Origin of the sequence: Butyrivibrio sp. VCB2001 (genome assembly GCF_000423965.1) — a bacterium.
Classification (GTDB): Bacteria; Bacillota; Clostridia; order Lachnospirales; family Lachnospiraceae; genus Butyrivibrio.
In genome coordinates, this window is sequence record NZ_AUIZ01000013.1 from 103,942 (window position 1) to 126,520 (window position 22,579).

The following is a 22,579-nucleotide window of genomic DNA, read 5'->3' on the forward strand; positions in this document are numbered from 1 at the left end:
ATTTTTGTATGTTCATCAAATCCATTTGATCAAGTAACTAGTTTTCGCAGCATTTCATAAGCATTGTTTTCTTGATACGCATAAGGTATCTCCTCAGAAATAGGAACAAGCTTAATATATGGCTTTATCTCTTTTACAGTTTCAAGCTGCACATCATAAAATGACTCATGATTAGCATAGTCATCTACTATTCCGTAGAAAACAAATAACCCCTTAAGCTCGGCATTCGCCTCAATAGTACTGATAGATGTAATATACTTGTAAGTAAGACTCGGGATAATTTTATGCCGGACCTTCGTATTGGATGAAAACTTTGCATCACAAATAATATAATTCTCTTTATCCTCATCTGAGTACTTCAACAGGTAGTCCGGAACATAATAGTGCCCTCTACGTTCCTCATCAGATTCATTATTTAAAGATATCCTATTGTTTCTGAACAACCCTATTCCATTTATCTCTCTGCTGTCCTGATCGTAGATAATAGGCTCGTAGTACAAAGTTATTGTGCTAGATTCATTTTCAAATATGTATGTGTTATTGCAATTCTTTTGCTCATATCTCCAATCAGCACGTTTTGGATACTGAACATGCTTTGCTTCTTTAAGAACATATCCAGATTCTCTGATATAATCGACAAGCTTTATCAACGAATATGTCTCAAATATCTCTGGAGCATTAAAGAAATTCATCAACATCTGTTCTTTTTCAAAATCATAAACATTGCGCTTATTCCATTTCATGATGCACGAATAAACACGGTTGTACTGCGGAACATTCATGAAAATTGCAGTTGGCTTAGGCATTACAAAGTTATTAGAGTATGTTACATCCAAGATACGTGTATACGACATCAGTAACTGTCTATATTTTTCTTCCAGCAGCATAATTCTCTGCATAAATTCTCTAAGTTGCTCTGCAGCATTTTCATATATTATGAAAGAGGAAACTATGTACCCATTATCTGCAGTTTCGTTGACTATAACGCTATCCATAAAGCGCTGAACAGTGCTCTTCAAGTCCTCAATTATAAGAAACATTTGATTAAGGAAGCCTATAACTACCTGGTTCTCATAGATATCATAAGTAATGACATTTTGAGTCATTAGTGTCTTTCTCGGAAGATATGTTTGCGATCCATAGCTGATTCCTACAACACTACGATCCAGATACTCTGGATGTCTTACCATATACTGAATTGTCTTGGCATCGACATGCTGTAATTTCTCCGTTCTATCCAAAACCTCTTTTTTATCAAGCTTATATCTGCTGTTCGCCATGAAGTAGCCATAATTACCTTCATATACATTGGCAACCTCTTCCAGTAATATGATCTGTGACCAAAAATCCCTTGAAACTTCTTCTTTGCCAATCCCGGGATGGGTCATTTCCTGAAATAAATAGTCCTCCATATTCGCATAAATATATTTCAGCATTAGGCTTACTGATCTATTCTTATCACTTGGTCTCACAAGAACAGATACATATTCAGAATAGAACCATTGTTCAGCGTTTGGTTTCTTTATGAGAAGCGCAATTTGAGCAAACCCATAGATATTAGCAAATATCCTTTGGTTCTCATAACCAAATACGATTTTATTCCCATATGTATAGGACTCTTGTTCCTCCCCGTTTATAAACACCCTTACAGCAAAAAGGCTATCATCTGATGTTAGTTCTATCTCGTACTCGACATCTTCGCAAACACTTTTGCATACTTTCAAAACCTCTTCCGCGCTGTGAATCGGCTTATACGGAGACATTATTAAGTTGATTTCCCCTCCAGTAGAAGGTCTGAGTATTATTTGCTCCATACGTTAATTAAAGAAGTCATAGTACTTCATTCTCATATTGCCACGGCTTATTATATCGCCAACAATCTCTGCAGAATGCATCAGGTTTTTTCCATCGCAGTAGTCTTGCAAATCAGTCAGCCAAACCTCATATTCTTCACCACTTCCGCTAATTTTCGGCAATACCTTTTGTGAGATCGCATAATCTATAGCTACGATATTGGGCTGATTTCCATATGTATCCTCAACCATGATCGTTGATGCAACATTCCAATAATCAAATATCGCCATGTTAACTCTAGGACTTAGATAAACACTTTGTTTTGCAAACCGGTCTTTAATACCTTCTAAGATATTTGCAACCTCTCTGTCATATTCAGTCTTAACTCCCGTATCACTGAAAACAGCTTTTAGGTTCTGCCATGTAAGATGCTTAATTACTTCGTTCTGAATTTGTGCCTCCCTGGTAAAGACATTATTCTTTGGCAGCGTAACTACCCAAGCTCTATCCACCAGTCTAGGGGAAAGAGTTTCTGTAGTATGATCATTATTGATTGTTGCCAGGAAATGCAACGTATCAGGAATATGAAAAACATTATCACTTCCCATATTTACAAAGCTATTATCACCCTTATCATCGCAGACATTCATAAAATCAGCCCAATAATACTCCATAGGGCTCAGGTTTGCTTCATCAAGCAGAATAAAGAAAGGATATTTAGAAACATTACCAGCATATTCTTCATTCAACACCTTCAGACCAGTGAAAACCTCTCGGTTGTTTTCTTCAAAAGACTTTGTCAGAGGATTGTAGTAGCCTATAAAATCTCGTTTCGATGTCCACCCGCGCTCTACTGATACCGGGATGTATCTGGACACGCCTTTTAGCCCATTATTGCCACGAGAGTAATCAGTCAATCCCATAACTTTTGCAACTATATTGCAAATTGATGTCTTACCACATCCGGGCATACCAGAGAAAACTGTCAAGAATCCCTGTGTACAACATGTAAAAATGTTTAATATAGTATTTCTGTCGTACTTAGGTCTGGCTATCTGAACTGCATCAACTATATAATCAATAGTTTCGTTTTTATCCAGCTTCTCCTCTTCCACAGAATTAATTGCAGATACCAATTCCTCCAATGCTGCTTTTTCTTCTTTTTTCTCCCACTCTGATGCAGACTGAAGCATTTTACTAGACATAAATCCATCGAATGTGATATCAGCCATTTTGTCTGAATAGCTGTTTATCAAGCTTACAAAGCTCTGCTCAAGCCCCTTTGTATCGCTTCGTAGATTCTGAATATGATGTTCCAGATATTTTTCCTGTTCTTTCAGCGATTCAACACGTGCATCAAGCTTTTCCGTGGCTCCAGCCCGCTCAAGTTTTTCAAGAATGTCAGCCAGCTCTACTTTTTTGTTGTTTATTTCTTCTGTTAGTTCAGAGAGCTCTGCCTCTACCCTGTCATTTCTATCTGCCTGAATTTCAGTCGCTTCCGCTTTCAGTTCATCAAGTTGCTGCTTTGCAGTCTCTAATCTTGATTGAACTATTCTAATTCCCTGAACTTTTTCCAAGAACTCTGGATGATTTTCAATGATTGCAGTGAGCAATTCGTCAGTCCGTGAATCATCTTTATTCTTCAGCAGCATTTTATAGATAAAATCAGCTGCATCAGAAAGGATCTCCTCTCTTTCCTGCTCAGAAGCGAACAGCTCCTTCAACCGGTTGATTCTACCATCCCTAATCTCATCTGGAATCCTATTTCCAAAGATCTTAGAATCCCCAAGCTGCTCAATAAAATCACCAACATCATCACTCTGGACTTCTGACAAACTATCCACATCGATTGATTCAACGAATGACTCAAAGAGCTCCTTATCTCCTAAGATATCTTTATATACTAATGGCGCGTCTTCCTTAACAAAGTAATAGTTTTCGGCATATTCCGCAGTCCATGCGTCCCAGGAAGTCTCAACGCGGACGCGTTGACAATCCTCAGATCTATGGCCAGTAATGTAAGCACTATTCCCGCTATCCTGCGTCACAATGTAATAAAATGAGTTTAATTCCTGGTATTTGATCCTGTACGGTCCAGCATAAAAGCCCTCGCCAAGGCTGACTATGATTGTTTCATTTTCAATATACGAATCACCAACTAGACGAACTGTTCTTTTCGTCAATATATCATCTTCCAAGTCATCCTTCCGGATAATCTTTGAAAGTCCAAGATCGCTCAAATATTGGATTTTTCCATTGTTACACCCATCCCAGGCAGATAATTTGTATCCTGTTTCATTTAATTGCCCATCATTCCTAATATTTAGGTCCAGTTGGTCAATATCACAATCCAGCACTGCCAGCTCACCATCATGAAATCTGGAGTACATGAAATCTACTTGCGCTTTATCCCAAATATTGTAATAGAAATTTATATTATTCTTCTGAGACTTGGGAAGTAGTTTATTTACTTCACTTTCACTAAAAGAATTATAGTCTCCATCCTCATATGACCCAATCGGAGTAAAATTGTAGAAATTTCCTATAGTATTAACTCTTCCAATGTAATACACGTGTTTATCTCCTTCTTGATGTGTTGTAGGATGTGTAGTAGGATGCATGTCATTATTAAGTGCTTCAAGTAATTCTTCTTCAACAAGCAGCGTATCTACTTCATCAGATATATCTTCTTCCGAAATTTCTGATTCTTCCTCTTCCGCAGCTTTTGCTTTGTTTTCTAACGCGATTCTGTTTCTTTCTGCCTTCTCTTTAGCCGTAAGCTTTTTTACTTTTACTTTTTTGGCAGGTTTCTCAGCTTGTGGCTCATCTTCAACGCTCTCTGCTTTTACCTTCTCTTGAACTTCCCGTTCTTTCGCATCTTCCTTCGCCTGTTCCTCAGATTCCTTCTTTTGAATTGTCCGTTTTGCCTCTTCTACATCCTTGGCTGCACATAACTCTATAATAGATTTCCTTCTGCCCTCATCTAGTTCCAACCCATTGAGTTTTAGCTGGACCCACAACAAATCAAAGTCCAAATTGTTATTTTGAGAATCGCCACTCTTCATGAATTTATCAATCAAGTCTGCAAACTCTTCGTCTGAGTAGCCTTCCAGTGTCTTTATGCTAAAGGTTTCATTTGTGGTTTCTTCTATGCAGTTTCTAAGCACTGTGGCCATCTCATCAGCATGTGTTTCCAAAGCCTTTACGAAGTTTTGATCTTTTCTCCTAAACTGCTTAACCGCAATTCCAGGAAGATTTCTCTTCACGAGCACTGAATTGGATTTCATATTTCCCAACATGGCTGAAAATTGGGCATACTTCCTTCCATTCTTTTTTATTAACTCTAAAAAAACAAGGTAAAAGTTCCCCTCGCGTAGCAGTATATCAAGTTCCGCATCAGTTAATGAATCTAACATAAAATTCATTTTAAGCCCTTTCCAACTATCGTATTTTTGATACGCATCACAAAATCGTGCTTATATACCATAGCTTTGATATATTATAACGTTCACACATAATTGTAATATGGATATGTAAAATAATCACGAACAGGCAATTAATTAAATATAAACTATCCTCATATAAAATATATCCCCCACATCTTTTGATCAGAAATCTACTAGATATATCCCCACACTAATCTGGGTAAAGCTCCCTTTCAGCTTAACATCTGTTATCTTCGCCTTCAGAAGCTTTCCCGCATCCATAAGTCTGGCAAACACTATGTTGTCCTTCTCCGGAACATAGCCCAGTTTTTTCTTTTCGTCGTTGATGATCAGGATGGCATTACTGTCGAACTTATTATCCTCGCGCTGCAGAGTCAGCATATCGCCAACCTTGATATATTCAAGAACAGACTTATCCTCCAGGTGTGTGGTTCCGGCCACATAGGAATCAAAGAGGTAGATCTCTTTGATGAGAGGCTTGATGATATCGCCAAGTTCATGGCCTTCTATTGTGGCAACTGCGCTCTGCTCGTGTGTTATCTTCAGTTCATTTGCCATGTTATCTTCACCCCGCTTCCCAGGAGTTCCTCAAGAACCTCCTCCAGCTGCTTACTGTAGTCATCATAAGTCTTAAGTTCTGTATTCAAATCTTCCTTCTTGGCTTCTACTGCTTTGCTGTCCTCAAGGAGAAACTTGTACTGATATGGATCTGTCTCCATTATTTCCATGATCTCTTTTTCCAGGTCAGATATCTTTTCCTCTATATCAGGGATATCCATGTCATCGATATCTACTGACTCAAGAGCCCGCATTACAAGAACTTCAAGTTCTTGAAGATCCTTTAGGCTGTTGCAGGAATAAGCCACTGTAACTCTGTGCCACAGATCCATGAGTTCCTCGGAACCGGTAACTGCAGGATTGATATCCGGGTGGATCTTCTTTACAAGCCTGTGGTAGATGCGCTTGATCTCCAGCATATCTTTTTCCGTGACAGTGGTAGACTTAAAGGCAGCCTCATGCTCTTTTACCATGTCATTCAGCCGTGCCTGAAACTCCGCCATTTCTTTTTCCAGATAAGCCTGAAGTTGTGCCTGATCGACGTTATTCCCGTGGTTCAGAGCAGCCTGGCAGTACTCGATGGTCTTCTTTTTCCGAATGCACTCAATCTTTTTCCTAAAGAGTTCCAGAATCAGGTCCCCGAACCTGCGCACATACTCGGCGTGATACTGGAAAGCTTCCTTCTTCAGTTCATCTCTTCTGTTTATCAGTTCCTCATACCTTGCGTAAGAAGTATTGTGTCCTTTAATAACATCAGCCATTGTCCATCACCTCAAATCCATACAGGTCGCCGTAAATGGCAGTAAACTTGGTTCCATCCTTGGTGGCAGCATCTTTAAAGAAATCATCTCTTGAGTGGTACCATTTTCCATTGAAGCAGACAACGCACTCGTCGCCTTCCATCACTGACTCCAGGTTTATCTCCTCATTCTCGTAAAAGAACCTGATCTTGTGAGGAGTGTTCAGGATATAATAAAGGTCAAAGAAATCAAAGTAGTCTTCATCAAACTCAATAAGCTTGTAAAGATCATCGATAAGCCACTTCATTATATTGAGATTGCCAAAGAAGGCATTAAAGTGGATCCTCTGAGCCAGCCAGTCTTTTGCCTTAAGATAGAGGTTTACTGCATCTTCCTCTTTTCCCTCTTCTGTCCTGATTCTGGCAAGCCGGGTGTAAACTTCCGGGATAGGATCAAAGACATTTCTGCAATCCTGAACCTTCTCATAGAGGTCCTCGATCATGCTCTTGTACTTATCCATGTCCTTGTCTACGTAGTAGCCGTTCCTGTACATGTCAGCCACTTTGTAGGTTGCAACGAGGTTACCCTTGTTCATCATCTTGGTGAAGTATTCGAAGGCTTTGCCGTAATCTCTTTCTCCGGTCCTACCGTAATACCAGATGTATCCAAGGCACTCATAGGCCTCGTCGTAGTCCATGGATGCCGCCATCTCATAGTATTTAAGGGCAAGGTCGAAGTGCTTTTTCTCATAGTAATATCCCCCCAGGTACATCATGTCTCTGGGATCCTTGCGCTCTTCAATCAGGAAGTTCAGTGCCTCGATGAACATGAATTCCTCTTCATCTGTGAATTTTCTGCCTTCGTCAAAACTTCTTACTATATTTTCAGCTTCTTTGATTGTCATGGTAAACCTCCTTGGGAGAACAATATAATTATCTCACACTTTTGTTTGATACGATGGTAACGCATCAGGGCTTCAGAAAGGTCGCTTCGCAGGCGACGGACATGTTTTAGTGATGATTGCTGCGATGGATTATCCAGTATGCATGATTACAGCCATTTGTCATCCTGAACGCCTCATCCTTCATCTGTCTGTATAGCTCCGGATTCTTCTTTTTCACTGCTGCGCATCTCAGATCAAATTTCAAAAATCCTGCAACAATCTCTATAGTCTTTACAAAGCACCAGCCCACAAATAGTATTGGTGCAAAAGCTATAATCAAAAATATCATGGTAATTTCCTTTCTTTCTCAGCCAAGTTCCCCATCCCTATGGCAAATCTCATAGTACTCACATGTAACACAGAAATGCTTACAGAACTTGTTGTGGCCCATAAGGCATTTCTTAACCCAATACAATAACCTCTTCATAAGCTCAGCCTCCTTACCAGCCCATGTCGTCCATGTCATCTTCGAAGTCTAGCCAGGCATCTAGGCGATCATCTTCCCTATCACGCCTGAATTCTTTCTGTCTACGATCGAAATCCTTGCGTTCCTTCTTGCTCATGCCACCCACAAGGCTCTTGTACTCTTTATCTGTAAGTCTTACGTCTTTATCCTTCTTTCCAAAAAACATATGCTCACCGTCCTCTCTATAGACACAGGCAGGAAATGATATATGATCATTCCCCGCCCCAAAACACTTTTTTCCTCGCTCCTTGTACCTCTATCCTAAAAAATCAACAGTCCCATAAAAACACCAACTGCATATTGTGTCTGTTTGTATTAACGCCACAATATATAGTATGATTTGACGCAAATTAAAAAGAACCATTGATATTAACTTATACCAACAGTTCTTTCTTAATATGATTACCAGATTGAAATATCTCAATACCCAAGCAGTCTGCAGAACAAATCTACGGGCTGTACCACATATTCGTTTGGACGAGCACTGCTTCTCATCTGAACCTGACCATCAGCTCTTGATTCCAGAGTTAGCACTGTCCCATCCGATTTTGTAAAAGATATCTTTTGCCCGATTGAAGCCCCTGCGACGTCGCCTTTCTTTGAATACTCCTCGGAAAAGAGATTACACCAACGGCTCTTGATCCCATCAATAACCTTTCTGTATAAGATAAAGTCTTCACTGTGAATTAGGAAAATATAGGAGCGCTGAGTCCCTTTATGAAATGTGAGAATTACGGGCTTCGCATCCGGAATCCTATCTACCATGGCGTTCTTGTAATCATCCCATTGAGTGTACGTCCTTCTTCCCTTGTGGCAGTAATAAACAACATTGTATCCTTCGTTATAATATCTTTTCACTTCATTTGGGAAGATATATTTGTCAGCACCTTTTGCCAGATAATCATTTTTATCCAGGAGGCCATTGTCCGGATCCATGAAAATCAGATTGGAGCCTTCCAGTGCATCCATGCTCTTGTTAAACCAATGTATTCTAAAATGTTCCTTTTCAGGAGGATTACCTTGTATCTTAAGAAGGCCATCATAGTACAAGGCATTTTCAATCATCCCAGAGTCTTGAACTGCCTGGACTGACCTGTTTCCACTATTCACAATCTTCTTTAGTACATCAAAAACCACAGGATCATATCTGCGCATATCCTCTTTTTCCAGATAGCTGATATGCTTCCCATCATTGGAACCATCATCCTCTGTAAGATACCAGTTGATTCCAACTCTCACTCCAGCTTCCGAAAAAGCTCTAAGCATGGAACATTTGCCATAGTCTCCAACATCACCAACGTACTGATTCTTCATGTGATTACCCTCATTTATTTGTGCGATTTCAGCGTTTTTATTATAACAAAAAACTACGCCACCCATGTAGATGACGTAGTTAGATATCTCCATATTCAAAACATATCTTCAGTTATTTCTTTACATGCGAACCATATATAACAAAAGCGCTAACTGTTCCATTAAACGAATTTTGATAAGAACACATGTTAATGGGAACTCCATATACAGTAACCTTATCGTTTTTATTTACATCCGGAAGCTCTCCTGGGCATAATACAAATACCCTGTTACCATCAGTATCCTCTACTATGAACCATGTAACTACAGAGTCGAAAACTGTCTCCTGTCGTATCTGTATTATTTTCTTGGTTTTAAATGTTATTATCTCGTCACTGTGCTCTCCCGGTGTTTTATATAGCTCATTAAGGATAATATCCTCATTTATTTTACCCTCTAATGCCTCTTCATTCTCAACCATAAACAAGTTGTCATGCTCATCAATAAACTTTATCGAAGCATCATTTACCGAGTAACTCATAAAATCTTTTACAGTCCCCAGATACACTAAAAGTTCGGACTTTGTAGGCGTACACTCTCCATTTGTCATATGCCCCCTATAATTTGTGACCTCATCACTATCGTATGTAACTACACCATAACCATTGTAAGTTCCTTTATCAAAGTCTCCTTCATATGTATAAGTTATACCGCTATCATTAGTAGCTGTGAATTTTCCCGTTCCAGATGCCCTGCCATCAATAACACTGCCTTCATATTGGCCAGTTCTTGATACCTCCTTGAAATCAATAGTATAAACATTAGTCTTTAATTCCCCTTCACCCGAAATGTCGCCGTCAGTCCATGTTCCAGAATAATCAATGTTGATATCCGTAGTTTCAGCCGAGAATTGCCCTGTTCCACTTGGTATTCCATTTACCATATCCCCAGTGTACTTTCCTTTAGCCACCTTGCTCTCATAGGAAAGATCATAAGGATAGTCCGTTATTTTACCATCTCCTTCAACTGTCCCATTTGCAAAGGTACCTGTATAACTCCATCCATCTTCAGCCACAAATGTTCCTTCTCCATTTGGTCTCGCATCTGTGACTTTTCCAGAATAAACACCTGAATTATTATGTATTCCAATTCTTATTGTACAAGGGTACTTATCTACGCTTCCTTCACCGGATATTTTTCCATCCACAAAAGTTCCCTGATAGACCCAATTGCTCGTATCATCTATCTTTACAACGTATTTTGCTTCTCCGACAGCATTACCGTCCTCCAGGGTTCCAGTATACTTTCCTGTATATGTAATTGTGTCATCCACAATTGTCAAATCATAATCCGTAACTTCTTTAGTACATCCAGCTAGAACTAGTGGGACAAGCAGCAACAATAATGCGCCAATCTTTTTCATGTTTACCTCCTGGCTAATCACAAGCACGAATTAACGTATCTCCGCTTATTATCACTCTAAATAAAATTATATATTTGCTGACCCATAAAAGCATAAGTTAATCATAATTTAATAAACGACTGTTTTTGAGATTATCCCAACGCTGTGGCTGGCAAAACGGGGCAAAAAAAGAGCTCTAAAGCGCATGCCTTAAAGCTCTTTTGACTCATAATTATTCTGTCTCATCGCTCAATTATGGATGTCTAAAACCGCCTCGCATATCTCCTCTTCCCATTGGCAGATGCCCTGGTCTTGGACCAGGTCTCATACCAACAGGCGGCCTTCTGTTACTTGCAAGAACCGCTCCTCCTATTGCGGCGATAGTACTTCCAATTATTGTTCCAACACTGCTCGTGTTTACTTCAGTCTCATCATTTGTTCCGGACATACTCCCACTGACCTGTGAACAATCTGGCACAGGCAGTGGCGCTCCACAATACGGGCAGACATTTACATCATCATTACTTCTCTGTTCGCAATATTCGCATCTGACCATATCAAGATCTCCTCTAAAACTATTGGAAAGGTCACGTACTTTTACCGTGACCAGGTTAGTGTTCCTTTACAATAATCATAGAGACTCTTCCTAAAATTACCCTTAAAGTTTTTAACTATTTAATGCATCTTTTGCATGCCCAACATAAACGTCGGCGTTGTCCAATATTCCCTGCTTTTCTTCTTCATTTAATGCTCTTATAACTTTGGCCGGACTTCCATATGCCATCATCCCATCTGGTATGATCATATTTTCTGTTACCAGCGACCCGGCTCCAATAATACAGTTATCTCCAATCTGAGCACCATTCATTATTATCGCACCCATTCCAATCAAGACATTATTGCCAACATTGCAGCCATGGACAATAGCACTATGGCCTATAGTTACATTATCTCCAACGCTCAGCTTAAAATGCTTATCCACATGAAGGCATGCGAGATCCTGAATGTTTGTTCTTTCTCCTATAACAATTTCTCTGGAGTCACCTCTTATCACAGCGTTGTACCACACACCACAATCTTTTCCTATGGTAACGTCTCCAATAACCTGGGCCCCAGGTGCTATGAAAACACTTTTATCAATCATATATTCTGTCATCCTTTCTCTTATAAGACAGATTTAACCACCTTGCTCAGTTCCTCAGCCAAAATCCTGTGTCCCTCCGGAGTAAGGTGAAGCGAATCCGTCTTTGACGGGTATATATACTGAGCCGCATTAAAAAAGATGCAGCCCTTTTCGTCAGCAACTTTTTTATAGCATTCAGGAAATTTTCTTGATTCTTCTACCGCCTCTTCGTAGAAAGCTCCATAAAATGGGGACGTCCTTATCCCCGTTCCAATCTCAGGTGGAGACACAAGTATTATCTTAGGCACAAAGCCCTGTTTCTCGGCCGTGAACTCCTTTATCACATCCACAAGAATTCCAGCTCCATCTGCTATTTGCCCCGCCGAAAGATGAAATGTATGCTTAAGATCATTACTTCCAAGCATCATGATCACTATGTCAATTGGCTTATGTGAATTAAGACAGGGCCTTAAGTATTCCAACCCATTTTTCCATCCGTCAATTGGGTCATCATGAATTGTTGTTCTGCCATTGCAGCCTTCCTCTATAACTGCATAATCATCCCCCAGAAGCATCTGAAGTTTTCCCGGATATCTAACCTCTCTCGGATATCTCATTCCGGTCTCCGGAACATATCCGTATGTATTTGAATCACCATAGCAAAGAACTGTCTTTTGCATTTTATCGCCTCTCAAAAACTATCTCTCTGTCTCCTGACAAATCATCTCTGTAAACATAGCCAAGTCTGTTGAACCTCTTAATCCCATCAGGATCCTCAATCTGATTCTCAGCCATAAAGCGAACCATTTCTCCTCGGGCCATCTTTGCATATGTTCCCTTGGTGACAAGTTTTCCTTTTACCATTTCAGCGAATGTAATCGTTATGTAGGTGTCATCTTTCTTCAGATATTTCTCGATACATTTGGAGTATTCCTTCGAGGCCAGATTTATAATTACCTTTGACTCATCAATCACTTCATCATAGAGTCTTGATCCCCACAAGTCATATAGATCTCTTTTTCCTTGGATGCTTGCATTTGCCTGCATCTCCAATCTGTATGGTGTGACACCGTCCATTGGTTTGAGCACTCCATAGAAGCCAGATAGTATGCGGAGATGTTCCTGAACATAGTCAAAAGAGCTGTTCTCGAAAACTGTCGGTGCCATGTACTGATATGCAATTCCTTCATAAGAAAGAATCGCAGGAGTCAGATTCTTTTTGAGATCCATTTCCTTCAGGCGTTTATAATTCTGCTCTGCAATTTTGTTATTACAGCCCCAGAGATCTTGAAGTTCTTCTCGGGATCTTGCTCTGAGCCATTTGAGGATTTCCTCTGTCTGAACCAAGAATACCGGAAGGCCCTCATGGGCAAGAGTATCTGTGTCCGTATTCATTTTCTTGGCAGGTGATAAAATGATCTTCAATATCTTTTCTCCCTTACGCATCAAGAACAACGTTAATGGAAAAATCCCGTTCCCCAGAATCCGACTTTGGTTTCTTTTGCCAAAAGTTCTGCGGCTGCAAGCCGCTCTTTATATTTCGTATTTGGCTCTATGGTCATGGTCCTTGCATAACCATTTTTCAAAAGAATTTCATTTACCATGGTGCTCTTATCATGAAGATAAACGTAGCACAAGGTGCGGCCGTATTCGTCCAGGAACTCCTGATCATATTCAAGATAAACTGTGTTGCCCTCAAGAAGATTTGTCGTATATGCTGATGCTTCTTTTCCCTCTTCAGTATTCTCTTTGACTGACTCATCAGCTACGCTCTCAGGGGTATCAATTCCGATAAGTCTTACCCTGGTATCCTCTCCATCAATGTCGACTATGATCGTGTCACCATCAACCACCCTGACAACTTCATATGGACCTGACAGCTCTGCTGTCAGGTCACTAATCGTGCTCTTAGTGAAGAGGACCGCGATATAAATCATGAGGAGGATTGCCACGGTAGTGGCAACAGCAATTAGGTATTTAGCTGTCCTGTTTTTCTTTCTCCGTTTTCCCATTTTAGAGCCCCAGGATTGTGAAGCAGGTAAGCTCCTTAAACGCTTCTTTTGCCCAGGCATCAGCTTCTTCATAGAGCTCAATGCTTTCAGTGTCATCCTCTGGAATGCATTCTCTTACAGCCTTCCAGTTTTCTTTGGTAACCTCAACCATTTCATATGGGTCATAGCCGGGCACGGCTTGACACAAAGCATGGTAAAAGCCCTTGTGATTCACAAGCTCGTCGTCAAAAAGATATATGGACTCCTTACGCCAAAAAGACTTTTCATCCCATCGGCCTTTGAAAAACTCATGATAAGCCGTACTTGTTCTTTGATCATTTGTCACAAAATATTTCATGTTCTTCTTTCCGCCCTAACTCAAGGCTGCAACTACGTTGTGGGTATGCCAGATATGGCAAAGAGTGAACCGGACAGGGTGCCTATGCACCCTGGTTCACGTTTTTGGCAAGCAATGCAACCGGGTACCCGGTTACACTTTTTCCAAATTTCCGAACAGTCGGAATTTTGCAAAAATGCTTGTTAGGGGAATCCCCTAATACCCCATTCAAATTTTCCAAATTTGAAGCAACGCCCTTCCGGGCTAAGTACTGATTTCTGTTCACCAAGCAGGATTATTTACTGCGCTCCCGCTCATCTTTTTCAAGGAAATCATGAACTCCGTCATGGTCCCTATCTAAGATTATATCAATATTTTTCCTTGCCACGGCAATTTCTGTATAATCTCTTCTGGCTTTCTGATAATCCTTATAGAGCTCAGATTTTTTCGACTTCAGTTCTGCATATTCTGCCTTCAGTTCCTTGATAGTCGGAAGCTTGCCACCCTCAAATTCTTTGAAATGTTTTCTGGCTTCTTCATGTTCCGTGATGTCTTTCAGGAGCTCTTCTTTAACCTTTTTACTATATCCTGCTTTCTTATATTTCTGATAGGAATCATTAGTCTGTATGTAAGTTATTATGGCGCCCTGGAGCTCTTTTATCTTCTCCATTCGCTCGTCCATGCCCTTGATTTTCAGCCTCAATGATTCATAAGTATCAAAAAGTTTTTTGTGAACACTCTTCAGATCATCATATGAATTCACGCCCATATCCGACAAAAAACTTAAGGTCTTGGCTGTCTGTTTCAGATTGAACTGCTTTGCCCAGCGCTCATATCCGGAACCCTTTCCTTCCAGGATCTTCTTCTGAACATTGATCAAAAGACTGAGTTTTTCATCCCTGGACAGCTTATCGGGACTAATATCTTTGATGCGTCTTCCTGCCAGTTCTTCATACTGATTTTCTTTTCCTTTTTTCACTGGAACAGCTTCGCCTCGTATCCTTTTCTCAATATCTTCACAGGTATATCCTGCTCCCAAAGAACCGATTCTGGCAAAAGTTTTCTGCCCTTCACACTTTAGTTTTATGTGCTTTCCGGACTCGTCAACATCGATGTTGTATTTTGTTTTTAACAGTTCGACCAGCGCCTTAAATGAAGCCGGTTTTTCTTTTAAAGCATCATCGATAGCAGTCCTGATGTAGTCACGATGGGATGGTTTCTTATGATCGCCAAGCCACTTGCCATAGGTGTTATTGCCATGCTTTGGATCCTTTATGACTGATAGATTATTCTCCAGGCAGATGATGTCATTGACCTTTCGAAGCGCAAAACTCGAGCCCCAGAAGTTCCTGAATTTCTTCCTAGAATCCATAGAAACGGAGTTGAAAATAATGTGATTGTGAATATGTTTTTTGTCTGTATGAGTTGCTACTATGAACTGATAATTCCCTTTTGTGAACCTCATTGCCAGGTCATATCCAAGTTTATTGGCCTGCTCCGGAGATATCTCTCCCGGAGCAAAAGCCTGCCGAATCTGATATGCGATCACATCTGATTTAGCTCCAATTTTGCCATGATCTCTGTCATAAATCTGCCTGACAAAAGTAAATTCTTCGGTAACTGTTTCCTGGTCACAGCGGTAGGAACTTATGTATTTTCCCTCTTCCGTCTTGTCAGGATTTTTGGCATAATCGGTCCTCAATCCAAGGGATGTTGTTAATGATGTTCCGCTATGCGCATGCATGGGAATTAGTCTTGTTGTCGCCATATTTTTCTCCAAAAAATGGCAGGCATTGTAGCCCGCCATCACGATTTTGTTATCATGTTTACCTGTCTCAGGATTTCTTTTAAAGAGCCCCACAGTTCCTTGTAATTCTTCTGGATTTCCTCCAGATCGTTCTTATAAACGCCGCCGGTTTCATTGGCATGTCTGGCAATCTGATTGAGGTTGTTTGAGGAATATCTAAGAAGTCTTATGGTTTCACTTATCCCTGTGATATCTACATTTATCACGTAACCATCAATAGCCATTTTTCTCAGATATGCACCTGTATTTCTAATGTTCGCCAGCTGTTTTTTCTCACGGATCAGTCGGAGCTCTTCATCCGAAACCCATAGTTTAATTTGGTGTGGACGTTGTCTGGTATAGTTCTCCATTCATCACTTCTCCCTGTCAGGTACATCCATTTCAAGAGCTTTTATATCAAGCCTTATAGACTCCTTCAAATCATCAAGTCTCTTCTCTATTCTCTCGAGCTCTTTTTCAATACTGTTTTTCTGTTTGGCCACCTTGTAATGCTTAGCTTTTCCTGCCACACCTTTGTGAATATTTCTGCTGGGTTTAGAGCTTGTAATACTGTCCCTGTCGTCATAACCATCATGGGTATCAGGAACATCAACGCCTTGTTCCGTGTCCGAGTAAATCGTCTCTTCTTTTACATCTGGCTTCATCGTTATCTCTTCTTCCTTTCTGTCAAATCTATGAAATCTTGGACCTTTATCTGGTCTGTTCTGAAGGTATGCATCCATCTTTTCCCTGGCATAGGAATCTAGCGCTGCAGCGTTCTTATCCTTTGCGATATGACCTTTAAATTCCTCCCTGTGGGCACTTATATATCCGTTTATGATATGAACGTCTACGCCCTTTTTTGAGGCATATTTTGCTATGTTCATATATTCGCCCGGGGATGAGTTTTTCTTCGGATCAGGGGCCATATTTTCGTTTTTCTCACTCATTCTTTTGCCCTTTCTTCAGGTCCAGTTCCTCATAAAACTTTGTGTCTCGCTCCAGCATCTGGTCAGTAAAAGACTCCATTTTATCAAGGCAATAATTTAGCCAGGACTCATCATACAGAAGTCTTATATACATGTCTCTGATAGCCATGTAATCATCAAAAAACAGACATGTCCTGATGGTTTCCGTCATCTTTTTTGTCTCTTTATCTCTGACCACATGCGAGAAGCGGATTATCCGTTTATACCGATTGTTTTTGTCGAGCTTTATTGCTGTAACTATCAGATTGAATTCATCAAAACACAGCTCCTGTTTAAACTTTTCGTTTGTATGTATTGTGCTGATCATGCTGTCCTCTTTTTATGAAAGCCAGGGCAGAGCCCTGGCCTTAGCTTTACTTGAATGGCAGATTTTCATCGTCCGGCATGGTGAATGTTTCATCTGTTTCAGATGATCCTGAGCCCTTGCTATCTGCAAATTCCTGGTCTTCTGCAACAACATCTGTCGTATACACCCGCACACCATCCTTGTTGGTATAGCTGCCAGTCTGTATGCGACCTACAACAGCCACTTTCATTCCCTTTTTGAAATACTTTCCGGCAAAATCCGCAGAAGACCCGAAAGCAACAACGCCTATAAAATCAGCTGTCTGTTCCTCTTCTGTCTTCTTGGATCTTCTCCTGTCAACCGCAAGTGTATACCTGGTTACAGATGTCGAATTGTCCTGGGCAGGCTTTACGTCAGGATCTTTTGTGAGCCTTCCCATAAGTTCTACTTTGTTCATGGCTTCTCCTCCTTAGTCGAATGCATTTGTATCGTCATAGGATGTTTCCTGCTCATCCTCAAACTGATATGCTTCCTCAAATTCCTCTGCTTCTTCCTGGTCCTTCTTTGGCTTATAAACCCAGTAATAGAAGATTACTCCAACTCCAGCCAGTCCTATGAGAATAAAGATAACAATAAGGGATGCATTACCTGACTTCTTGGGCTGTTCAGGCTCCGGTTCCGAAGTAACTTCTGGCTCTTTTGGCTCTTCTACAAGAGGAGTCTCTTCTTCCTTTATCTGGACTGCCCCGTCTTCTTCCTCCGCCTTTTCTGCAAGAGCTAAGAGATCTCTCTCCTTGGTTGTATCAAGGAAATATACATTATTGTTTTCCTTGTCCAGATCAACAATGAGGTAGAACACGTTTCCAGCATCAGTTGCGATAGTGTAGAACTGTTTTGAGCCGTTCAGAACATTGTCTATCACAGTGCCTGTTCCGTCATATGACAGCGGTGTGTGATCATCCTCCTGCGCTGGTGCTGTTTCAGGGTTCTCCGGAAGTGTCTGTTCGCCTTCCGTTTCAACCGGATCTCCCTGCGCCAGTACAGGCACAGTAAACATGTTTATCAGAAGCCCCATCAGGGCTAATGTCTTAACTACTTTCTTCATACTGCTTTTTCCTCCAACTCTTCTTTCTGAGGTGCCTTTACAGGCTCTGAGACAGGCTTCCCTGACTTTATACTGGCCAAAAGAGCTCCCAGCTCCTCCGGGGAAATATTCAAAGCCCTTATACTTGAAACCATCTGGGCATTTTCAGCTTCCAGCCTCTTGTTCTCAAGGCTCCTTATCCTGTCGTTACAAGCTTTAAGTTTTTCTTCCAGTGCTTTCTTTTTCTCAAGCTCTTTCTCGATATCAACAGCAATCTTCTCCATTACCTTATCCATCTACTCTCCTCCTTAAGCTCTATATCTGCCGTAGCTATAAAAATGTCTTCTCCACCATCCAGTAGTGATGTTGCAGTATTTTACAGGGCTACCGCAGTTTATTACCATGTAATTTCCAACGTATATGCACACGTGAGTGACAGGATTACCGGATGCATATGTTCCTGATAAAAACACAAGATCCCCGGGTTTTACATCATCTGCCGATATCGGATCGCAGTGGTTATACAATTCCTGTGCCGTTAGTCTCGGCATTGATGCGTATCCGGAAGTGTTATACACGTAGTAGACAAAGCCTGAGCAATCAAATCCATCAGGCGTAGTTCCTCCCCAGACATATGGGGTATCTATGAGACTATCTGCAAGTGAATACAAAGAAGCGAAAGCCGGATCATCACTAAGGATATTCGCAGGAACCTTGTAAGTATTCCTGGAGCCTCTGCTCATGCCTTCTGAATCGTCGGCATTGTACCCGTCCCACAGATACGCCTTATGCCCTTTTACTCCAAGCTGGACTGAAAACCTTTCATCACCCTGGCTATCAAGAAGCGCATACGCCGTCTTTACTTCTCCCTGGTTCTTCACATGGACATGCAGAATATGCACATTTACAGTCTCAGTGCCTATATAAACGCCATGTTCATCGTATTTTGGCTCTTCTCTCTCAACCCATTCATCAGTTGTGTACCAGTGATACTGGGTTTCAAAGAACGTGTCTTCATAACCTGTTACAGCACCTGCCGTAAATGGCTCATGAAGGAGCGCATTTAAATACGTTGCAATCGCATAGGGATTATGCTCTATTGATGCCACATCAGAGTAGTCATACTCATCATATCCGGGATAGGTGGTTTCAATGTTTGCAACCCAGTCCCTCAGCTCATCCTCTCTTCCCTTGTAGTAGTCCTCTGCTGCATATATATCCGAATCCTCCGCCAAGTACGTTGTTGCGAGACCCGACGTCTCACCGGATGTAAACACCATGGAAAAAAGATTCAGAATCATGTTCGTAACAAGAACAACGATAAAGACCGCTCCGCCAATCAGGAGAAGGTGCGGGCGTTTGGCTATTTCTTTAGCAAGGCTCTTCAGCATATTCCCAGCCTTTGAAGCAAGGTTTTTACCCTGTTTTTTTGCAGCCTGCCCGGCTTTATTAAGCGTTTTATGCCTCTGCTCGAATACCTTTCTGGAAAACTTCCTCTGATTGGCCTTTTTACGGAACTCTTTGTATGCCTTATGGGAATCAAGCGGCTTATCTTTGCTTATAACATCAGACACCTTAAAATGCTTGTCTCCCTTTTGGAACCATTTCTCCAGGGATTTGGTATCTCCGGTCTCAAGAGCTTTCTTGTATTCCCTTTCAAATTCCTTGGTGGTGTATCTCTGGGCCCTTACCGCCTTCGCCTTTTGTTTATGCAGCTGCCTGGATATAGCTTTTTGCATAGAGGTCTCTGAATCTACAATGAACGAACCATTACTATCGCCATAAGAGTCCCTTGCGCTCTCCTTTGCAGCGAATTTAACGGAGGCAAGCTTCGCCCTTTTAAGCTTGATGGTAGCTTTCACTCCTCCCTTAGCAGCGATTTTTCCTGCTCCTAAAGTCTTCTCTGCCACAAACTCTTTTGCATTCCCCATTTTTGCAGCTCGAAATTTTGCCCCTGAATTCATAGGCGCGCTGCCACTCTTAAACTCAGCCATTTGCCACCTTCATTTCATCAGGTCTGGTCGTAAGCACGTCATAGATCTTGCCCTTGGGGAACTCATCCTTAAATGGGATTATCATTGTTCCAAACCTCATGAGGCCTTCTCCTGAGTCAGTCTGGGTAACATAGTCCAGCTCTTCATCCGATATAGACAGGGCTTCCGCCAGAATATCCTTATCTCTCTTTGACTGAGGCAACATGTATATGAACTCAGAATTTGAAAAGATCTGCTCAATCTGCGATGACTTCAACAGGTCGGTGACGTTCTGCGTCAGACCAGTGGGAACACCGCCCCATTTTCTGAATCGCTTCCAGAATTCCACAAAGTATATGGCTGTCTGAGGGTCACGCAGCATCAAGTGAAATTCGTCTATGTCCAGTAGAGTCTTTTTCTTTTGATCTCTGTTAAAAGAGACTCTGGTCCATATGAAATTTATCAAGATGACAAGTGCCACCTCTCTTAAGTTTGCAGTAAGGCGCTTTATGTTAAAGCAGACCACTCTGTTGTTAAGGTCTATATCCGTATGATGATTGAAGACATTCAGGGTACCTGTAATGTATATCTGGAAACAGTCTGCTATTCTCTGAGCTTTGGGATTAGGATGTTTCCTGAGCGCCTCGTAGAAGTCGCTTAGCGTAGGCATCTCCTCTGCTGTAGGATTTCTTTTCATGCCATACCAGTACTTCTCCCGAAGCTCCTCGTACATATTCTTGGCAATCTCATCCACGATACTGACCTCATCGCCTTCCAAACCAGCTCTCACGCCATTTATCTTCTGACTTGCCACCTGCTCTGCGATTGAGAGAAGGAACTGGCTCTTCATTGCGATAGGATCCTCATCCTTAAATCCGACGTCAAAGTTGATATCCATTGGATTTATGTGCTGAATAGAAGATGCTGAGAAATCCACCACCTGGCCGCCGATCAGCTCAACCATTCCCTGATACTCATCTTCCGGGTCGATGACCATGATGTCGCAAGAATCATAGTTAAGGAAATACATCAGCTTTTCACGCTTTCCGGCAAAAGACTTGCCACCTCCCGGGACACCCAGATACAGGCCATTGGGATTCTTAAGTGCTGTCCTGTCTGCCAGGATCAGCTCTTTTGTCAGCGGGTTTATGCCATAATATGGCGAATTTGGCATGAATATCTTTACTGCAGTAAATGGATTCAGCATGGCAAGCTGGCTTGTCATAATGGTTCTCTGAATCTCAATCTTGTTTACACCCAATGGAAGAGTCGATACGAAACCCTGTTCCTGCTGATCTCTTAAAAGAATAAGCTGGCAGGACTGCTTATTTGCTATCTTCTCAACGCTCTTCCATACTGCCGTAAGCTCTTTTGGAGACTGAGCAAAGCATGTGACTAGGATTGTCATGTTAAAGAGGTTCTCATTACTGGAGTTGATCTCCTTAAGCATTTTGGCAGTATCCTCACCATTTGCAGTCAACTCCGGGGGAAGAATATCGATATCATAACCTTCGTTAGAGGCATGCTTTTGCTCTTTTATCTTGGAAGAGTTCAGCTGCATATTTCTTTTTTCGATATATTTCTTAGCCTTTACTCTGTCGATCGGATCCAGATGAATGCTAATGATTATAGGTGTTTCAATGTTAAGAATATCTGTGATCATCCTGTCATCAACCAATGGGCAATCCAGTGACAGCAGGGACACATTTCCGAACACATCACCCATTCTGAAATACTTACCGTTTACAGGGAATCTAAAGGACATAGGTGCTATGAAATCCTTGGTATTTAAGCCATCCTTCGACAAAACATTCCAGTTAAAGCGGAACTTATCATCCCCTTCCGGGTGCATAGCCGAATGCAGGACTTTTAATCGTTCTGCTCCATTAAGAACATGGCTTCTGGCCTTAAGTCCAGCCTTCTTAAAGTTCTCCTGCACCGCGCTGTCTACATCCTTCATTTTCTTGGCCGCCAGCTCTGGGTCCTTCTCTTCAATGACGTAAGTCAGATACCTGTTCTTTTTGATTCCTTTATTACCTTTTCTCTCCTACTATTAGTATTAGTCATAGTCTTTCTTTACCTTTTCAATAGGTTCGACTATGCTGTTTAAGATGCTGTGGATTGGTTGTTTTCTCCTACCGCATAGACGGTTTACACAAGGCTCCAACCACAGTCTCTTTGTTTATTTGTTAATCAGTTAGTTACCGCATGACGGTTTATCAAGAAGTAGGTTACGATTGCAAGGAGCCCTGTGGATCTGAAACAGTATCAATACTATTATTAGGGAGGTCCTATATGATCTATGTAGGAATTGATGTCGCTAAAGACAAACACGATTGCATTATCAAAAACTCAGTTGGGGAAGTTG

General features: G+C 41.3%; 23 protein-coding genes and 1 pseudogene. All 24 read right to left on the bottom strand.

The window, feature by feature from the left end:
- Nucleotides 1-29: 29 nt before the first annotated feature.
- Nucleotides 30-1,724 carry a DUF2357 domain-containing protein gene (locus G589_RS0112195; protein WP_196811882.1) on the bottom strand — a complete coding sequence of 565 codons (1,695 nt, stop codon included), beginning with the start codon at nt 1,722-1,724 and terminating at the stop codon, nt 30-32.
- A gap of 93 nt (nt 1,725-1,817) precedes the next feature.
- Nucleotides 1,818-5,219, bottom strand: a complete 3,402-nt coding sequence (locus tag G589_RS0112200; protein WP_026522344.1) for a hypothetical protein — start codon at nt 5,217-5,219, stop codon at nt 1,818-1,820.
- A gap of 183 nt (nt 5,220-5,402) precedes the next feature.
- Nucleotides 5,403-5,798: an HIRAN domain-containing protein gene (locus G589_RS0112205; RefSeq protein WP_026522345.1), complete on the bottom strand. Its 396-nt coding sequence runs from the start codon at nt 5,796-5,798 to the stop codon at nt 5,403-5,405.
- Complete coding sequence (locus tag G589_RS0112210) at nt 5,783-6,559, bottom strand: hypothetical protein (RefSeq protein ID WP_026522346.1); 777 nt, start codon at nt 6,557-6,559, stop codon at nt 5,783-5,785. The genes G589_RS0112205 and G589_RS0112210 overlap by 16 nt, the downstream gene beginning before the upstream one ends.
- Nucleotides 6,552-7,442: an SEL1-like repeat protein gene (locus G589_RS21280; RefSeq protein ID WP_051192362.1), complete on the bottom strand. Its 891-nt coding sequence runs from the start codon at nt 7,440-7,442 to the stop codon at nt 6,552-6,554. The genes G589_RS0112210 and G589_RS21280 overlap by 8 nt, the downstream gene beginning before the upstream one ends.
- A gap of 106 nt (nt 7,443-7,548) precedes the next feature.
- Nucleotides 7,549-7,770 carry a hypothetical protein gene (locus G589_RS0112220; protein WP_026522347.1) on the bottom strand — a complete coding sequence of 74 codons (222 nt, stop codon included), beginning with the start codon at nt 7,768-7,770 and terminating at the stop codon, nt 7,549-7,551.
- A gap of 151 nt (nt 7,771-7,921) precedes the next feature.
- Entirely contained in the window at nt 7,922-8,113 is a 192-nt protein-coding gene (locus tag G589_RS0112230; RefSeq protein ID WP_026522348.1) for a hypothetical protein, read from the bottom strand.
- A gap of 254 nt (nt 8,114-8,367) precedes the next feature.
- Nucleotides 8,368-9,261 (bottom strand): hypothetical protein, encoded by an 894-nt coding sequence (locus G589_RS0112235; RefSeq protein WP_026522349.1) that lies wholly within the window; start codon nt 9,259-9,261, stop codon nt 8,368-8,370.
- A 112-nt stretch (nt 9,262-9,373) separates the two neighbouring features.
- Entirely contained in the window at nt 9,374-10,663 is a 1,290-nt protein-coding gene (locus tag G589_RS0112240) for a hypothetical protein (RefSeq protein WP_026522350.1), read from the bottom strand.
- 232 nt (nt 10,664-10,895) lie between these two features.
- Nucleotides 10,896-11,120 (bottom strand): hypothetical protein, encoded by a 225-nt coding sequence (locus tag G589_RS0112245; RefSeq protein ID WP_155832539.1) that lies wholly within the window; start codon nt 11,118-11,120, stop codon nt 10,896-10,898.
- 189 nt (nt 11,121-11,309) lie between these two features.
- Entirely contained in the window at nt 11,310-11,786 is a 477-nt protein-coding gene (locus tag G589_RS0112250; protein WP_035776050.1) for a gamma carbonic anhydrase family protein, read from the bottom strand.
- A gap of 20 nt (nt 11,787-11,806) precedes the next feature.
- The gene (locus G589_RS0112255) at nt 11,807-12,445 is read right to left on the bottom strand and encodes an SGNH/GDSL hydrolase family protein (protein ID WP_026522353.1); all 639 of its coding nucleotides are present in this window, start codon (nt 12,443-12,445) and stop codon (nt 11,807-11,809) included.
- 1 nt (nt 12,446) lies between these two features.
- Nucleotides 12,447-13,190, bottom strand: coding sequence for a peroxide stress protein YaaA (yaaA, locus tag G589_RS0112260; RefSeq protein WP_026522354.1), 744 nt, complete (start codon nt 13,188-13,190; stop codon nt 12,447-12,449).
- 32 nt (nt 13,191-13,222) lie between these two features.
- Nucleotides 13,223-13,777, bottom strand: a complete 555-nt coding sequence (locus G589_RS0112265; protein WP_051192363.1) for a thermonuclease family protein — start codon at nt 13,775-13,777, stop codon at nt 13,223-13,225.
- A 1-nt stretch (nt 13,778) separates the two neighbouring features.
- On the bottom strand, nt 13,779-14,114 hold the full coding sequence (locus tag G589_RS21915; RefSeq protein ID WP_022770699.1) for a hypothetical protein: 336 nt from the start codon (nt 14,112-14,114) through the stop codon (nt 13,779-13,781).
- Between the two features lie 274 nt (nt 14,115-14,388).
- Nucleotides 14,389-15,861, bottom strand: coding sequence for a relaxase/mobilization nuclease domain-containing protein (locus G589_RS0112275; RefSeq protein WP_026522356.1), 1,473 nt, complete (start codon nt 15,859-15,861; stop codon nt 14,389-14,391).
- Between the two features lie 38 nt (nt 15,862-15,899).
- On the bottom strand, nt 15,900-16,250 hold the full coding sequence (locus tag G589_RS0112280) for a plasmid mobilization protein (protein WP_022770701.1): 351 nt from the start codon (nt 16,248-16,250) through the stop codon (nt 15,900-15,902).
- Nucleotides 16,251-16,253: 3 nt separating this feature from the next.
- Nucleotides 16,254-16,829, bottom strand: a complete 576-nt coding sequence (locus tag G589_RS0112285) for a hypothetical protein (RefSeq protein WP_026522357.1) — start codon at nt 16,827-16,829, stop codon at nt 16,254-16,256.
- A complete protein-coding gene (locus tag G589_RS0112290; protein WP_026522358.1) occupies nt 16,822-17,175 on the bottom strand; it encodes a hypothetical protein in 354 nt (117 codons plus the stop codon). Before G589_RS0112290 ends, G589_RS0112285 begins: the two co-directional genes overlap by 8 nt.
- A gap of 46 nt (nt 17,176-17,221) precedes the next feature.
- Complete coding sequence (locus G589_RS0112295) at nt 17,222-17,611, bottom strand: single-stranded DNA-binding protein (protein ID WP_026522359.1); 390 nt, start codon at nt 17,609-17,611, stop codon at nt 17,222-17,224.
- Between the two features lie 12 nt (nt 17,612-17,623).
- Nucleotides 17,624-18,259: a DUF4366 domain-containing protein gene (locus G589_RS0112300; protein WP_026522360.1), complete on the bottom strand. Its 636-nt coding sequence runs from the start codon at nt 18,257-18,259 to the stop codon at nt 17,624-17,626.
- A complete protein-coding gene (locus tag G589_RS19885; RefSeq protein ID WP_022770706.1) occupies nt 18,256-18,534 on the bottom strand; it encodes a DUF4315 family protein in 279 nt (92 codons plus the stop codon). Before G589_RS19885 ends, G589_RS0112300 begins: the two co-directional genes overlap by 4 nt.
- Before the next feature lie 12 nt (nt 18,535-18,546).
- Nucleotides 18,547-20,232 carry a C40 family peptidase gene (locus G589_RS19890; RefSeq protein ID WP_051192365.1) on the bottom strand — a complete coding sequence of 562 codons (1,686 nt, stop codon included), beginning with the start codon at nt 20,230-20,232 and terminating at the stop codon, nt 18,547-18,549.
- A pseudogene (locus G589_RS19895) lies at nt 20,225-22,240 on the bottom strand (VirB4-like conjugal transfer ATPase, CD1110 family); the annotation flags it as partial. The gene G589_RS19890 and the pseudogene G589_RS19895, both read right to left, overlap by 8 nt.
- Nucleotides 22,241-22,579 lie beyond the last annotated feature (339 nt).

Bases quoted from the DNA above. Each gene is read 5' to 3' on its own strand.
- G589_RS0112285 (WP_026522357.1), bottom strand. From the start codon at position 16,829: ATGAGTGAGAAAAACGAAAATATGGCCCCTGATCCGAAGAAAAACTCA.
- G589_RS0112290 (WP_026522358.1), bottom strand. From the start codon at position 17,175: ATGATCAGCACAATACATACAAACGAAAAGTTTAAACAGGAGCTGTGT.
- G589_RS21280 (WP_051192362.1), bottom strand. From the start codon at position 7,442: ATGACAATCAAAGAAGCTGAAAATATAGTAAGAAGTTTTGACGAAGGC.
- G589_RS19885 (WP_022770706.1), bottom strand. From the start codon at position 18,534: ATGGATAAGGTAATGGAGAAGATTGCTGTTGATATCGAGAAAGAGCTT.
- G589_RS0112210 (WP_026522346.1), bottom strand. From the start codon at position 6,559: ATGGCTGATGTTATTAAAGGACACAATACTTCTTACGCAAGGTATGAG.
- G589_RS0112300 (WP_026522360.1), bottom strand. From the start codon at position 18,259: ATGAAGAAAGTAGTTAAGACATTAGCCCTGATGGGGCTTCTGATAAAC.
- G589_RS0112200 (WP_026522344.1), bottom strand. From the start codon at position 5,219: ATGAATTTTATGTTAGATTCATTAACTGATGCGGAACTTGATATACTG.
- G589_RS0112240 (WP_026522350.1), bottom strand. From the start codon at position 10,663: ATGAAAAAGATTGGCGCATTATTGTTGCTGCTTGTCCCACTAGTTCTA.
- G589_RS0112280 (WP_022770701.1), bottom strand. From the start codon at position 16,250: ATGGAGAACTATACCAGACAACGTCCACACCAAATTAAACTATGGGTT.
- G589_RS0112205 (WP_026522345.1), bottom strand. From the start codon at position 5,798: ATGGCAAATGAACTGAAGATAACACACGAGCAGAGCGCAGTTGCCACA.
- G589_RS21915 (WP_022770699.1), bottom strand. From the start codon at position 14,114: ATGAAATATTTTGTGACAAATGATCAAAGAACAAGTACGGCTTATCAT.
- G589_RS0112230 (WP_026522348.1), bottom strand. From the start codon at position 8,113: ATGTTTTTTGGAAAGAAGGATAAAGACGTAAGACTTACAGATAAAGAG.
- G589_RS0112265 (WP_051192363.1), bottom strand. From the start codon at position 13,777: ATGGGAAAACGGAGAAAGAAAAACAGGACAGCTAAATACCTAATTGCT.
- G589_RS19890 (WP_051192365.1), bottom strand. From the start codon at position 20,232: ATGGCTGAGTTTAAGAGTGGCAGCGCGCCTATGAATTCAGGGGCAAAA.
- G589_RS0112235 (WP_026522349.1), bottom strand. From the start codon at position 9,261: ATGAAGAATCAGTACGTTGGTGATGTTGGAGACTATGGCAAATGTTCC.
- G589_RS0112295 (WP_026522359.1), bottom strand. From the start codon at position 17,611: ATGAACAAAGTAGAACTTATGGGAAGGCTCACAAAAGATCCTGACGTA.
- G589_RS0112250 (WP_035776050.1), bottom strand. From the start codon at position 11,786: ATGATTGATAAAAGTGTTTTCATAGCACCTGGGGCCCAGGTTATTGGA.
- G589_RS0112275 (WP_026522356.1), bottom strand. From the start codon at position 15,861: ATGGCGACAACAAGACTAATTCCCATGCATGCGCATAGCGGAACATCA.
- G589_RS0112255 (WP_026522353.1), bottom strand. From the start codon at position 12,445: ATGCAAAAGACAGTTCTTTGCTATGGTGATTCAAATACATACGGATAT.
- G589_RS0112220 (WP_026522347.1), bottom strand. From the start codon at position 7,770: ATGATATTTTTGATTATAGCTTTTGCACCAATACTATTTGTGGGCTGG.